This is a genomic window from Octadecabacter sp. SW4 (assembly GCF_008065155.1).
Lineage (GTDB): Bacteria > Pseudomonadota > Alphaproteobacteria > Rhodobacterales > Rhodobacteraceae > SW4.
Genome location: NZ_CP042819.1, coordinates 2120800 through 2135471 on the forward strand (window position 1 = coordinate 2120800; position 14672 = coordinate 2135471).

9 protein-coding genes are annotated in these 14672 nt (G+C 59.0%); 7 read left to right on the top strand and 2 right to left on the bottom strand.

Going from position 1 to position 14672, the window contains the following annotated elements; translation table 11 throughout:
* Position 1 precedes the first annotated feature (1 nt).
* From FTO60_RS10435 to FTO60_RS10445, 3 genes are all read left to right on the top strand, one after another.
* Entirely contained in the window at positions 2-1342 is a 1341-nt protein-coding gene (locus tag FTO60_RS10435; RefSeq protein WP_148055902.1) for an HlyD family type I secretion periplasmic adaptor subunit, read from the top strand.
* Positions 1343-1582: 240 nt separating this feature from the next.
* Entirely contained in the window at positions 1583-1876 is a 294-nt protein-coding gene (locus FTO60_RS10440; protein ID WP_254696780.1) for a DUF305 domain-containing protein, read from the top strand.
* A gap of 133 nt (positions 1877-2009) precedes the next feature.
* Entirely contained in the window at positions 2010-2684 is a 675-nt protein-coding gene (locus FTO60_RS10445) for a 4'-phosphopantetheinyl transferase (RefSeq protein ID WP_172623866.1), read from the top strand.
* Positions 2685-2707: 23 nt separating this feature from the next.
* Here FTO60_RS10445 and FTO60_RS10450 read toward each other — a convergent pair whose 3' ends face one another.
* On the bottom strand, positions 2708-8959 hold the full coding sequence (locus FTO60_RS10450; RefSeq protein ID WP_172623867.1) for an AMP-binding protein: 6252 nt from the start codon (positions 8957-8959) through the stop codon (positions 2708-2710).
* Positions 8960-9279: 320 nt separating this feature from the next.
* Here FTO60_RS10450 and FTO60_RS10455 point away from each other — a divergent pair, with 320 nt between their 5' ends.
* The 4 genes from FTO60_RS10455 (at position 9280) to preA (ending at position 14002) form a co-directional block, all read left to right on the top strand.
* A complete protein-coding gene (locus tag FTO60_RS10455; RefSeq protein WP_148055906.1) occupies positions 9280-10329 on the top strand; it encodes a fatty acid desaturase in 1050 nt (349 codons plus the stop codon).
* Positions 10326-11051, top strand: coding sequence for a hypothetical protein (locus FTO60_RS10460; RefSeq protein WP_148055907.1), 726 nt, complete (start codon positions 10326-10328; stop codon positions 11049-11051). Before FTO60_RS10455 ends, FTO60_RS10460 begins: the two co-directional genes overlap by 4 nt.
* Before the next feature lie 310 nt (positions 11052-11361).
* Positions 11362-12696, top strand: coding sequence for an NAD(P)-dependent oxidoreductase (locus FTO60_RS10465; protein WP_148055908.1), 1335 nt, complete (start codon positions 11362-11364; stop codon positions 12694-12696).
* A gap of 1 nt (position 12697) precedes the next feature.
* Positions 12698-14002, top strand: a complete 1305-nt coding sequence (gene preA, locus FTO60_RS10470; RefSeq protein ID WP_148055909.1) for an NAD-dependent dihydropyrimidine dehydrogenase subunit PreA — start codon at positions 12698-12700, stop codon at positions 14000-14002.
* On the opposite strand, the gene FTO60_RS10475 is transcribed toward preA, so the two are convergent.
* Positions 14003-14605 (bottom strand): TetR family transcriptional regulator C-terminal domain-containing protein, encoded by a 603-nt coding sequence (locus FTO60_RS10475; protein ID WP_148055910.1) that lies wholly within the window; start codon positions 14603-14605, stop codon positions 14003-14005.
* Positions 14606-14672 lie beyond the last annotated feature (67 nt).

Below are 14672 nucleotides of genomic sequence, written 5' to 3' on the forward strand. Positions count from 1 at the left end.
GATGAGCAACGTGACGATCTATGCCGAACCCGCCGAATGGTATGCGGATGTGCCCCGCTCGGTCACCAAACACATCACATTCGGGATTCTTTTGTTTATTCTGACGTTCGGCGGTTTTGGCGCATGGGCCTTGCGCGCGCCGCTTGCGGCCGCCGTGATCGCACAAGGCAGTTTCGTCGCCACGGGCCGTAACAAGATCGTTCAGCACCTCGAGGGCGGCATCATTCGCGAAATCCTTGTCGAAGAGGGCGATACCGTCGTCGAAGGGCAGCCCATCCTGTTGCTCGACGAAACCGCCGCCCTGGCGACCGAACGCGAGCTTTTCCTGCGTCAGGTCCGACTTGAAGCGATGGAAGCGCGTATTCTGGCCGAACACAGCGGCGCCGACAGGCTGATCTTTCCCGCAAGTATCGAGGCCCTGCGATCAGACTTTTCCATCGCCTCGATGCTGGACGCACAAACGGTGACATTTGATGCGGCTGCGCGCCAGCTGAACAACGACCTTTCGCTTTTGGAGCAAAGCATCGAAGCGCTGACGGTGCGCGCGACGGGCTATGACTATCAACTTATCTCGACGCGCACCCAACTTGAAATTCTGCGCGAAGACATGACCGCCAAGGAACAGCTTTTGGATCGTGGCCTCATTCGCCGCTCCGAAGTCAACAGCATCCGGCGCGCCATCGCCGAGGCCGAAGGCCAGATCGGGCGGCTGACCGCCGAAATTGATGAAATCACCGAAGTTTCAAAACGCTATGAAGCGCAAATCGCCCAGACGATCAGCGAACGCCAGGGCGCTGCTCTTGATGAATTGCAGATCGTGCAATCGGAACTGGAAAGCGTGCGTGAACAGGTGCGCCGCGCCGAAAACGTCCTGAGCCGATCCGAGGTCGTCGCGCCGGTGTCGGGCACGATCGTGACGCTGCATTACTATACACCGGGCGGTGTGATCGAAAGCGGCAAACCCATCGCCGAGATTTTGCCCGCTGGCGAGCCGCTGATCATCGAAGTCAGCATTGCGCGCACCGAAGTGGATGTGGTGCAAAAAGGTCAGGAGGCCACGGTGCGCCTGACCGGGTTGAACGCGCGGACAACGCCGGTCCTGACGGGCGAAGTGTTTTACGTGTCGGCCGACAGCATCGTTGATCGCAGTCAGGAGTTGGCACAGGAAGTCTATGTAGCCCGCGTATCGGTGGCACCAGAGCAACTGGATCGTGTCCGTGGCTTTACCCCCACCCCCGGCATGCCCGCCGAAATCATGATCCAGACCGAAGAACGCACCTTCTTTCAATATTTGATGAAACCCATCACCGACAGCATGAACCGCGCCTTCCGCGAACAGTAACGGCGCGCAGCCTGGCTGGGCAAAGGTGCCCTTATGGCTGTTTTTTTGGCAGGTTTTCCAGTCGCCACAGCCCCTTCGCCTTGACGCGACTGGACGCCGTCAAGACCGCATCTTTCAAGAGTTTTCTAAACGCTCCAGTTTCGGAAGGTTGTTGTCCCCTCAATTACCGTCAAGAGGAGACATAAAGATGCAAGACGACACAACTCAATCTTCCGATACTTTGCCAGCATGGCGGTCGTGATGCTGACCTTCATGCTGGCAAAGTATCGCAATCGCGGGTCGAAACTGGGCATTTATGCCGGGTCTATTCTGCTTTTCGTCCTGGCACTCTGGCTAGTGCGATCCCAGGCCACGGTTCAGGACGTCAGCTGGATAAAGGCCATGATCCCGCACCACTCCATCGCCATCCTGACCAGAGAACGGGCCGAACTTTCCGACCCGCGCGTGCAGGAACTGGCAACATCAATCATCAAGGCGCAGCGCGGCGATATTGGTCAAATGGAGGCTCTTGTTGCCGATAGTGAAGGGCAATAATCGCAAAAGGTTCGGCGCGCTTGCCACCGCGCGCTGCCTGTTTCATGAAGGCGATATGGGCAGCCGCGTCGCGGCTGCCCATCAATGTCCGCCCAGCGGAACCCTCCGAAGTGATGGATTGCACCAAGACGACATGGAACATTCAAACCTCAGCGCCGTGTTGGTCAGTGTCACACCCGATGGTATGGCGGCAAAGATCGCTCCTATCGACGGCTCTCATGATCTGTTCGATGTCGAAGACCGCGCGATCCACAACGCCGCACCCCGTCGGCGGGACGAATTTGCGGCCGGTCGCGCGGCGGCGCGTGGCGCACTCGCGACCCTTGCCATCGCGCCTGTGCCGATCCCACGTGCCGCTGATCGCCGCCCCCTTTGGCCCAACGGCATCATCGGCAGCATAAGTCACACCGATGGGATCGCCGCGGCGATAGTCGGGCATGATCAAACCACGGCCAGTGTGGGTTTGGACATCGAAGGGGACGCCCCGCTTAAGAAAGAATTGCGAAAATATATCCTGACGCGCAGCGAAGCCGCGGCGCGCAAGGCGCGACCATTGGTCGCCAACTCATCGCGCTGCAAGGCCACCTTTGCGGCGAAAGAGGCACTTTTCAAAGCCATCTACCCGATCACAGGGCAGTTTTTCGGCTTTCTGGACGCCAACGTGGACCTACACGAGAGCGGAAACTGGACCGCCACCCTGTGCGATACAGCCCCCGCCCTGCCCGCGCCGATGGTGATATCAGGCGGCAAATGGGCCGCTGTCGACGGGTTTGTCATCGCAACGATTCATATCTTGAAGGCACCTTAATCGGCCGCCCGCAACGCAACCCATCAGCCATTGCTGCCAAAAATCGCCTGTGCAATTTCGGCGGCGATATCGGGGCTGCGTAGCCCTGTGTGTTTGCCGGAAATAGGTACCACCTGAAGCGTGCCATCAAAGGCCGCCCGCCACCTGTCAATTTCGCGCGCCTGCAGCGGGCCGTGTGCGGCCACCAGCAGGATCGGCCGTTTGACCGGAATTGGGGCCGGGCGCCAATCGGCGAACTGCTTTTTCAGGTGCAGCCCGACATAATGATATCGCTGGAGCCAGTATTCCTTGCCGCGCAGACGTCGCGAAAAGGCACGCAACCGGTTCGCAAAAACATGCATCGGCACGGGCCAACGTTTGCGCGATGCATGCGCACCCGCATCAATCAGGATCAAACTGTTGATTTCATGCCCCTTTTCACGCAGCTTGCGCGCTGTTTCAAACGCGATCATTCCGGCGGCGGAAAATCCGATCAGATTGATCGCTTTGCGACCCTCGCGCGCGATGATCATATCTGCGGCCATATCTGTCAGATCATCAATCGTGATGGTTTTTGCCCAAGCAGTCGATTGCAGCGCCTTGATCCGAAGCCCGACCAGCTTTGCAGAGCCCGCGCAGGTCGCGGCCAAAGGCAGGTAATCCGTCAGGCCACCCGAGAATGTCGGGAGGGCGTAGTACACGGAATCTGCAAGCGACCGGTTCAGGGGGACCAGCACAACCTCGTCCTCTTGTTTAACGAAGGTTTCGATCTTATGGGCAAGGTCGCGCACGCTCGTGCCGTCAAGGAACAGGCTTTCGAGCGGGAATTCGACGCCAAACAACTGCTCAAGTTTCGCCGCAAACGCCACCGCCCGATACGAGCTGCCGCCAATATCAAAAAAATCATCATCCCTGCGGAAATCAGCGTGGCCAAGAACCTCTGCCATCGCCTTTTCGACCGTTGCTTCATGTTTGGCACTCGCCCGCCGATCGCCCGTCACTGGTGTCCGGTCATGTCCGGACCTGTGCGATTTGCCAAAGCTTTGCGGCGGCGCGCCCGTGACCCAATCAATTGCGGCGCAAATATCATCGCAAAGCGCGCCCTTCAGCATCGGAACCGCGTGCCCGTGATCATGCTGCAGCAGGGTTGCCTTTTCGCAATGGGCAAAGATATTCGAAAGCTCCGCAAAGGAATGAAGCGGGTCATCATGAGAAACCAGATGGATTGATTGGCATGCGATCGCCCAATCCGTCTTTATGCCCTGGCGGGCCACCCTGTGCAGCGGGCTTGGCGCGATGTTCAGGAACAGCCGCAACTCGGGCCTGCGCGACGCAATCAGGGCGGCCACCAGCCCACCGTCACAGATACCGCCAATCGCATCAATCGGTCCAAGCGTTTCAAGGGCGGTTGTCACCGCAGACAGGCTTTGCGCCAGCATGTCCGCATCATAAACACCCCAACTGCGATAGGCGTCTTTGGAATATATCCCCGCCGCGACAGCTTTGGCATGAAGTTCCGGTTTGGGCGCGCAGATATGCGGGGCGTCCAGATAGACAAATTCGATACGCGTCGCAAGCTGCCCTTTCCAGGATGTCGCCTGCAGGCTGAGGTCCATCAGATCGCCATCCGCCCCTTCACCATGTAGGAACAGCATACGAAGCGGGCGGGTTTGCCGGGGCGGCGCCGCAAGGTTTTCGCCCGCTGTCTGCTCCGGCGTTGCGCCCTGCACCTTATCGATCAGGTGTTCAAAGACCGCGCGCGGGGTTGGATGATCGCTGATCAACCAAGTGGGCAGATCGCACCGGAAGCGGGCACTCAGGCGCGCCGACAGTTCAACCGCCGCAAGCGAGTTGACGCCCAGATCGTCAAACCGCGTATCCGGCCCGATGTGGCCCTCGCCCTGCACAAAACCACGCGCGACCGCCAACACGGCGTCCAGGGTCACATCGGCGACGGTCTGTTGCGGGATGTCACGCATCGGCGATTTGCTTTGGGCGCGCAACTGCGCTGCACCGCCCTGCCCATCCAGAACATAGTTTTGCATCACCCCAAGTTTGCCAGGCGGCAAAAGCCCATTCATCTGTTGCGCAAACCGGACGCGATGCGGTTTGCCCATTTCGGTTCGGGCAATTTCAGACACAAGGATCAGGGTTTGCGGCAGCATCGACGAGGGCAAATGCTGTCGCGCCCAATCGTTCAGATCAGCCAGATCAATTTCAGTAGCCATCGGGGCTACTGCCAGCGCCACATCTTCGCCAAGGTCGGCGTGCGCGCGGGCAAAGACCATCAGATCAACCTTGGCACCACCCTGCCAGCCCGGATAATCGCGCAAGACAGCCTCGATTTGTGCCGGTGCAATGGTTTCGCCACCACGATTGATCGCGTCCTTGATGCGGCCATGAATGGACAGCCAGCCCGACCCATCTGCGGCGAGGCGACCCAGATCGCCGGTGCGAAAATATCCGCGCGGGGTAAGGACTTCGACCGGCACGGGGCCGCCTTGGTCATATCCGTCAAAGACCGCCGCGCCCTTGACCGTCACCTCGCCGACCGTCCCGTCTGGCACGACAGCGCAGCCCGCCCCCACGGTTGGGTCGATGATTTCGATGGACAAGGAGGGCAACGCGCGCCCCACACTTCCGGCATGCGTGAGCCGGTAGGTCAATGGCGGGGCCGCGATGGGCATGGCTTCGGTCATGCCATAGGTTGGCAGGACACGCACGCGATCACCAAACAGGTCCGCCAGGGCGCAGGCAAGGGCATGGGGTAGATCGGCCCCCGCGCTGCGGATCGCGCGCAAGCGGGGCCAAGGTCTGGTTGCACCCAGCTCGGGGTGCTCTTTGGCGTAGTCCAGCACCGTCTGCCACATCGCCGGAACCAAATAGCACCAGCTTGCACCTTCGGGGCCAGCAAGTGCAGCAAAAAAGGCCTTGGGATCAAACCCCGTTGCAAACCGCGTCTGCCCACCGGCAAGCATCGGGGCGACCAGGTTGCATGCAATCCCGCCCACGTGATGCAGCGGCAGCATCGACACCCCCAGATCATCCGGGCCAAGGTCCAGTGACCGACCAATCATCGCCGCCGACCGCACGAGCCTTTCAAGTGAAAAACAGACGCTTTTGGGGTCGCCGGTCGCCCCGGAGGTGCATAAGACCAGCGCAACATCATCCAGGTTTCGCACCGCTTTTCGGACAGTTTGTGCGGCTGTCGGCGGTTCAGGAAGCACCGCCTGCGGGGGCAGGTCCAATGCGATCACCACAAGGCCGGGCATCTGGCGGGCGATCACTCGGGCCATTTGCGCCGCCTCGGTTCCTGCGATCACGATCAGCGCGTTGGCACGACAAGCCGCCAGTTGCGCGGCGACGAATTCGGCCGGTTGCGCCGACCCGATTGGCACGGCCACATAACGGGTCATTGCCGCAAGCAATGTTGCCGCAAAGGGCACGCCATTGCCCATCAGCAGCCCGACACGATCACCGCGCGACACGCCCCAGGGTGACAGATCAAACGCATCCAGATAGCGATGCAAGTCCGCGTAGGTCACCCCGTCCCGAGCCGCCCAGATACCTTGGGACGGTCGGGCCAATATATCGGCAAGTGCAATGCCGCCTGCGCCCGCCTTGCCCATCAATCCTGCGATATCACCCTGATCGGCTGTCGAACCAATGTCTGGTGCACCAACGCCGTCAGGGTCCTGCCACAAGCCCCTGACCCTGTCATTCGCCCATGCTGTGTAGAAATTGCGCGGCTGGAGCATATGCGGAAATGTGGTGATTTCCCCCAACAACGGCCCACGATCCTTGTCGGCATACCAGTCAAGGCGCACAAAGATACCCATCTGCCCGGCAAGACGCGCCGCATGATCAAGGATCGCCGCCAGACACGCGGGTTTGCGCGCATCGACCATGGCCTGATCGGTGCAAACAAGTGCCTTGTGCGTGCGCCAACAGACTGTCGGATCCCACGCCGGTTGCGGCAACAGATTGAAATCGGCATCAACGAAAGCGACCCAGGTGTGACCGTCGTGGCGAAAGTGAAGCTGCACCCACAACAGTGTCTTGCCGATCATGAACACCTTGTAATCGGACGGGGCTTCAAACCCCCTTTCGTCAATCACAAGGTCTTCGATCAGGAAGGCCGAAAAGTTGAACGCGAACCGACGGCCTTCGTGCATGCAGTAGCCGCGTGCGGCCATTTGCGCCAGCTCTGCGGCGACCGCCGCAACATCAAACGCCACGCCGTTGCGAGTCAGATCAATACCATCGCGCACAACCGTCACGCCAAAGGAATGCCCCGCTCCGACAGGCTTTATGACAAAGCTTTCAGGCAGTTGCGACGCGATGTTCATCAACGCCTCCTGCAGGCCATCCTTGGGCAGAACTTGACGCAGCCTGGGCATCGGCGCACCAAGACCTTCAAGAAAGGCGCGCTCTTTCAGCTTATCAAGCTGCGTGAAGGGAAACGGATTTTCCGCCGTGCCAACAAAGCGATTGTCAGCGTCACGGCACAGGTCGAAACGGGCATCATGCTCGTACCATCGCTGCTGACGCGCAACCAGTTTCTCGTAGATAAAGGGGGCAGCGGACCCTTTGGGCACAAGGGCGGCGGCGCGGCGCACCTGTGCGGCGGCAAATCTGGCGCGGTCGATCACCCGATCAACCTGATCAAGAATGGGCAACTGCGCCGCCTCGGCGGGTGGGTAACTCAGCAGGTCATGCAGAAGATCGACAAAACACTGCTGGGTGACACTCGCCAGCGCACGATCTTCGGCAAATGCGCGGATCTTCATGCCCTCTGCCTTGGCATCGTCCGACCGGGGTAGTGTTACGCGCAGCAGCAGACCCCAGCGGGTTTTCTGAACCCGCCGCACCGGATGTTCGCGAATATCGCAGGCGCCATCGTCGCGCGGATCATTGGCAGGCGCGCGGACGATATTGATATGCGGCACCCGTTCGAGCAACGCCGGCCAATGCTGGCTTAGTGGGTCGCTTACGTCAGGTGCCAGCCAGCCGCCGCGCGCAAAATCGGACACGGCCCCATAGGTCTGCGCAAAGGAACGCCGCGTCCGTTTGCTAAAGGATTCAAGGGTTTCCGCCTTGCCGATGCGCAGGGCCACAGGCACCGATGTATCAAAACACCCGATCAGGTTCTTCAGCGCAACGTGGCGCTCGCGGTTTGCAGCAACATGGCAGACCAGCACATCGGATGTGCCGTCCGTGGCACCTTCATCACCCGTCAGACGCGCCGCAAGCAGCGAAAAAACCCCATGCAACAGCAAAGGAAGGGTCGTGCCAAGACGGTGCGCAAGGCCTTCAAGCGCCTGACTTTCGGACGGGCGCAGGTTTGCAACCGCTGGGGTATCCGTCACGTCAAAATCCGCAGGCTTCATCAAGCGCGGCGTGGGACGGCCCGGCGGGCCTGCACGGGTTGCCAAGCGCGCGCCAAGGCTTTGGAAGCCTTGTATGGAGTGCGCACGCGCTGCAAGTTTGCGCTGCCAGTTGGCAAAGTCGACATAGCCAATCGCAGGGGGCTTGGCGCTATGGACCCCACCCAGTGCAATCATCTCTTTGATCTGGCGCGCAAGGCTTTGCATACTGATGCGATCACAAAAGGCATGGTGCATCGTGATACACAGCCAATGCCGCCCGTCCTCAGTTGCTGACGCCAGAACCAACGCGCGGGCCGAGGGCGCAAAGGCCGATACCGGCTGTCCTTCAAACGCTTCAACCAAGCGCATCGCATCACGCGCGCTCCGGGGCGCATCGCAAGACTGACAGGGCAGTTGGACGTTCGGGATGCAGCGCTGCATGATCGTCTCATCGCCGTCTTGCGACCGGACAAGAACCATCCGCATCGCATCATTGGCATCGCAAAGCGACTGCGCAATCGCGGGCAAATAGGCTGCGGAAATGACAGATGCGGGCATCGACAGACAAAGGCTGATGTTGGCCCAATCGCCCCACCCCTGCCGTTCAAGATTGGCCCAAAGCACCTGCGGCCCGGTCAGTGCCACAGGTTTGCCAGCAAGGTCGCGCGGCGTCGGAGTTGGCCCGGCATCCGCCTTTTCGCGCACCAAACCGGCAAGACTATCGACGCTTGCATCGCTCAGCAGGTCTTCATAATCCGCCTCATAGCCATGCGCGTGCAGCGCCTCGAGCAGATCAACGGCTCCCAAGGAGTCAAGCCCCTGCGCGACAAGCGATTGCTGCGGATCAACAGACGCCTGCAGAATTTGCGCCGTTACCTCGACCAGCAGCCCATGAATGACCGCGCGTGACAAACCAGTGGTGCCCAAATGCCTTTCCCCGTTTCCCCAACCCAAAATTTCGCAAGTCTGCCCCGAAATACCATCGGCAGCGCGCATCGTAAAAATGCCATGCATTCCCGTGGAAAGAAACAATTTCCGTGCCGCGGCTTGCGTGATGTCAGATGGCCATGACTGACAACGAACCCGCAGCATTCCGGGCCAAAGCCGATACCAATTCCCAACAACAAGATGTCAAATACGCAGTGAATTGAGACCCTTAGGCTTTTCGACCAGTCACCGACGTTTCGCGCGAACCGAGTCTGGCAACCCCCGAACTTGACGTAAAGTAAGCTCGCAGAGTAGGTTTTATGTTAAGCATTGATCCATGGGAGTGTTGTATTTTGAGTTCCACCTCCGATATTTTTTCTGCCACACAAAGATTTGCAAGATCTGACGGCAGACGCGCCTGGGTCGAGCTTGCGGTGACTTTCGGGTTATATGTTTCTTCGGTCTTTGTCGGTTTGGCGACGCTTGGCATCTGGTGGATCACACTCCCCACAGTCCTGCTTGCATCTGCAATGGGGCTTCGGATTTACATGATCCAGCATGATTGTTTGCATCGGTCGTTTTTCGCATCACGCGAAACGAACGATTTGATTGGCATGCTGCTATCGCCGATTGCGATGACGCCTTACAAGGCGACGCGCTATATTCACGGCCTTCACCATACCTACGTCAGTGATCTCGAACGCAGGGATTCATTTGAGATATTTACCATGACGCTTGCCGAGTGGCAGGCCGCACCCGGATGGAAGCGGCTCCATTACCGGATTTATCGCAGCCCCGTTGTCCTGATCTTGATTGGTCCCTTCGTCCTCTTTGGTGTGCTGAGACGGCTTCCACTTTACGGGTTCAAGACCGGCGTGGGCGACCTCGTCTTTCACAACGTTTTGCTTGCGGCCTATCTTGGCATTATTTGGTGGACGACCGGCTGGGCGGGCCTCGGATTTTGGGTCGCGTCAGTTTATTTCGCCTGTGCTTTTGGCGGTTTGATTCCGTATATCGTTCACAACTTTGAAAACGTGCGCTGGGGAAGGCGACCTGAGTTGACCTTTGCGTCGGCCGCACTTGACGGCAGCGCCGTGCTGGACTGGGGCCGCCTGTTCGATCTGGTGACACTGAATATTGGCTACCATGATCTGCACCACTTCAACGCCAAGATCCCCGGGTATTCTCTGCGAAATGCGCATGCCGCACTCGAGGCCGAGGGTCTGATTCAGTCAGAAAAGATTAATTTCCTGGAGGGCTTGCGTTGCTTGCGCTGGAAACTTTTTGACGAAGAGATTGGCAGGATGATCCCCTTTCCGTCCCGGGCGATGCTGCGTGAACGACAACGCACCTCGGCGACGGTCGGATGACACGTTGGGCCCTCCTTCTGCTGGCTGTATTGCTTTTGCCTGGCTGTACGGCAACCGAAACCGGGCCAGTATATCAGGTCGATTCAAAGCTTTACAGTTGGGTCACAGCGCCAGGTTCCGTCCATCCTGCGTCAGATCGCGCGCCGCTTGTGGAGGACCCGACCGTCACGTTTCGACTGGAAAACGGCGAACGCAACAGCGCTCTGGTGGCCACCGGCGAATGGGGCGGCAATGAATGGCGCACGGGGCAAACTTATCTGTTCGGTTTTGACATACGTGTCGCCCCCGGAGGGATCGGAAACGAGGCTGTGTCCCTCGCACGGCTGACGCGAGCGGGTGCATCGCCAACTGACATTATTTCAGCAGACCTAAGCGCGGCCCGGGGTGTGACGGTGATGGGCAGGACGTGTATTGGGCCAAATGAGCTGGGTAATTGGCACCGGGTTGAGTTTCGGGTCAAACTGACGGACCGCGACACTGGCTATCTTGAGGTTTTTTGCGACAGAGAGCCCATCTGGGCGAGAACCGGCATGCGAACCACCCTTCCACCAATCTGCCGCCTAAGCGAAGGATGCGACGACGTTGTTGCTAGACCGGTGAGGTTCGAGGTGAAAATGGGACTTATGTCCGACACGGGAGTATCCCGCCCCATCGCGGTGCAAATGCAAAGGCTGCACTATCGGCGTATTTTTTATGTTCCGAACCGGGTCGGGCAGCTCTAATCACCAAACGTCGCAGATGTACTGACCCGGCAATTGAATTGTCGCGGTCGCGAATCCCTGCGTTGGGTGGTGGTTTCAATGGGTCGACGCAACACTCAACTCTTTAAGAAAATGGATGTGCGTGTGAACCATCATCACACGAAAAGCGCGTCGGACCGTTTCGTTTGCGAGTCGGAGAAGGCCGTCGAGACTGGAATCAACTCAAGCTAGCGCAGGGGAAAAGCTCTCATGAGAGCCGATCAATATTTTACCGTTTGATAAAATTTCGTTCTGTGCCAACATTGGCGTGAATCTGATGGACGGAGCAGACATGAACAGTGCATTTACCCCCGGCGTAGTGCCTGAGCGTTTGAACGCAGAGGAATTGGCGCAGAACTTTGGTGACCTTCACGCGCCGCTAAGCGCGCACGAGGCCGCAGTAGCGGCGGATCGGTGCTACTTCTGCCATGATGCGCCCTGCATCACGGCCTGCCCGACCGACATTGATATCCCGCTTTTCATTCGACAGATCAGCACCGGCACACCCGAAGCGGCCGCCAAGACGATATTCGAGATGAACATTCTGGGTGGCATGTGCGCGCGGGTCTGCCCCACCGAAGATCTATGCGAACAGGCATGTGTGCGCGAAATGGCCGAAGGCAAACCGGTCGAAATCGGGCGGCTTCAGCGGTTCGCGACCGATACACTGATGGCGAAAGACACCCACCCGTTTGAGCGGGCCAAAGCGACAGGCAAGCGTGTTGCCGTGGTCGGCGCGGGGCCTGCGGGGCTTTCGAATGCACATCGGCTGGCGATGCTTGGCCACGAGGTTGTGATCTATGACGCGCGGCCCAAGGCGGGCGGTCTGAATGAATACGGGATCGCCGCGTATAAATCGACGGATGATTTCGCGGCCAAGGAGGTTGACTGGCTGATGTCCATCGGTGGCATCATGCTGGAAACGGGTCAGGCGCTTGGCGATGGATTGCGCCTTGATCGGCTGACGGGTGATTTTGATGCAGTGTTCCTTGCGGTTGGCTTGGGCGGCGTCAATGCCTTGGGGATCGCAGGGGACGACACGGAAGGCGTCGAAGATGCGGTTGATTTCATCGCGGACCTGCGTCAAGCCAGTGACCTGTCCAAGCTGCCAGTGGGGCGCAACGTGGTTGTCATTGGCGGCGGGATGACTGCAGTTGATGCCGCCGTGCAGTCAAAGCTGTTGGGCGCGGATACAGTCACAATCGCCTATCGCCGCGGCCGCGATGCGATGAGCGCAAGCCGATACGAGCAAGACCTTGCGGCGTCGCACGGGGTGAAACTGCTGTTCAATGTGCAGCCCAAGGCGATTCACGGCAATGGCGCCGTGGCCGAGATTGAACTGGAATACACGGCCACCGACAACGGGAAGCTCAAAGGCACGGGCGAGGTGATCCGCCTGCCCGCCGATCAGGTTTACCGCGCAATTGGCCAGACACTTGTCACCGACGCGGGCCTGCAACGTGACGGGCGCAAGATCGCCGTCACGGGTGCGGGCCGCACAAGCCGTGCGAAGGTCTGGGCCGGTGGCGATTGCGCCGCAGGTGGGGACGATCTGACAGTCACGGCGGTCGCCGAAGGCCGCGACGCCGCGATGGACATGCACGCAACCTTGATGGAGGGCGCTTAATATGGCTGATCTGACAACTGATTTTCTGGGCATCAAAAGCCCCAATCCGTTCTGGCTGGCCTCGGCCCCGCCCACGGATAAAGAATACAACGTGCGCCGCGCATTCGAGGCGGGTTGGGGCGGTGTCGTCTGGAAAACGCTTGGCGAGGAGGGGCCACCGATCGTTAACGTCAACGGCCCGCGGTATGGTGTCATTTACGGGGCAGATCGCCGCGTTCTGGGGATCAACAACATCGAGCTGATCACCGACCGCTCGCTCGAGATCAACCTCGAAGAAATCACCCGCGTCAAGAAAGACTATCCTGATCGCGCGATCGTCGTGTCGATCATGGTCCCCTGCGAGGAGGAATCGTGGAAAGCGATCCTGCCGCGCGTCGAAGCCACAGGCGCTGACGGGATCGAGCTGAATTTCGGCTGCCCGCACGGGATGTCGGAACGCGGTATGGGCGCCGCCGTCGGCCAGGTCCCGGAATACATCGAAATGGTGACGCGCTGGTGCAAGCAGTATTACTCGAAACCCGTCATCGTAAAGCTGACGCCCAACATTACCGACGTGCGCAAACCCGCCGAAGCCGCGCGGCGCGGCGGGGCGGATGCGGTCAGCCTGATCAACACAATCAATTCGATTACCTCTGTGAATCTTGATACGATGTCACCCGAGCCCAGCATCGACGGCAAGGGCACGCACGGCGGCTATTGCGGTCCTGCGGTCAAACCGATTGCCATGTCGATGGTCTCGGAAATAGCGCGCCACCCGGCAACGGCGGGCATGCCAATTTCCGGCATCGGCGGCATCACCACATGGCGCGATGCGGCGGAATATATCACCCTTGGCTGCGGCAACGTGCAGGTCTGCACGGCGGCGATGACATACGGTTTCAAGATCGTCCATGAGATGATTTCCGGCCTGTCACAATGGATGGACGAAAAGGGCCACACAAGCATCGCCGATTTCATGGGCGCGGCCGTGCCCAACACCACCGATTGGCAGTATCTGAACCTGAACTATGTCGCCAAGGCCAAGATTGATCAGGACGCCTGCATCGCCTGTGGGCGCTGTTATGCGGCCTGCGAGGACACTTCGCATCAGGCGATCGCCATGTCCGAAGATCGCACTTTCACCGTGATCGACGAGGAATGCGTGGCCTGCAATCTATGCGTCGATGTCTGCCCGGTCGAAAACTGCATCACGATGGAACAAATGACCCCCGGCACGATCGATCCGCGCACAGGCAAGGTCGTTGAAAAGGACTATGCAAACTGGACGACGCACCCGAACAATCCGTCGGTGACCGCAGCGGAATAGCTAGAGCGTCAGCAGGCGGCGCAGGATGTCTTCGATGTGATGTTCTGCGCCGATCATCGGGTCGGTGTCGCCCATGATAGCGCGAATTTGCACGTCAAAATCGGCATAATGCTGGGTCAGCGACCAGATCGAAAACACCAGATGATAGGGATCGACAGGGCGGATACGCCCCGCCGCAATCCAGCCCTCTATGACCTTTGCCAAATCGGTAACGGCGCGGCGCAATTCACCGTGCAGCACATCACTGATTTGAGGCGCGCCTTGCAGGATTTCGTTGGCAAAAAGGCGGCTTTCACGCGGGAAATTCTGGCTCATCTTCAGCTTGAGCTTTGCATAGTTCAGGATTTCCTCGACCGGATCACCGTCCGCATTGATCGCGTAAACAGGCTCCATCCAGTTCTCGAGAAGCTGGGCCAAAAGGGTCTTGTAGATCGCGTCCTTGGACGAAAAATAATAGAGCAGATTCGGCTTGGACAGCCCGGCGACCTCGGCAATCATATCCAATGTCGATCCGCGAAATCCGTATTGGGAAAAAACCTCAAGCCCTGCCGCAAGAATCGTGGCCTGGTTCTTTTTCTGGATGCGTGTTTCGGATTTCGACATCTAGGGCATCCACTTTGCTGGCTACATCAAGGCAAGTTGCCCAATCATTGGGCGTGTCTAGCGACAT

Bases quoted from the DNA above. Each gene is read 5' to 3' on its own strand.
- FTO60_RS10455 (WP_148055906.1), top strand. From the start codon at position 9,280: ATGTTAAGCATTGATCCATGGGAGTGTTGTATTTTGAGTTCCACCTCC.
- FTO60_RS10465 (WP_148055908.1), top strand. From the start codon at position 11,362: ATGAACAGTGCATTTACCCCCGGCGTAGTGCCTGAGCGTTTGAACGCA.
- preA (WP_148055909.1), top strand. From the start codon at position 12,698: ATGGCTGATCTGACAACTGATTTTCTGGGCATCAAAAGCCCCAATCCG.
- FTO60_RS10440 (WP_254696780.1), top strand. From the start codon at position 1,583: ATGCTGACCTTCATGCTGGCAAAGTATCGCAATCGCGGGTCGAAACTG.
- FTO60_RS10460 (WP_148055907.1), top strand. From the start codon at position 10,326: ATGACACGTTGGGCCCTCCTTCTGCTGGCTGTATTGCTTTTGCCTGGC.
- FTO60_RS10475 (WP_148055910.1), bottom strand. From the start codon at position 14,605: ATGTCGAAATCCGAAACACGCATCCAGAAAAAGAACCAGGCCACGATT.
- FTO60_RS10435 (WP_148055902.1), top strand. From the start codon at position 2: ATGAGCAACGTGACGATCTATGCCGAACCCGCCGAATGGTATGCGGAT.
- FTO60_RS10445 (WP_172623866.1), top strand. From the start codon at position 2,010: ATGGAACATTCAAACCTCAGCGCCGTGTTGGTCAGTGTCACACCCGAT.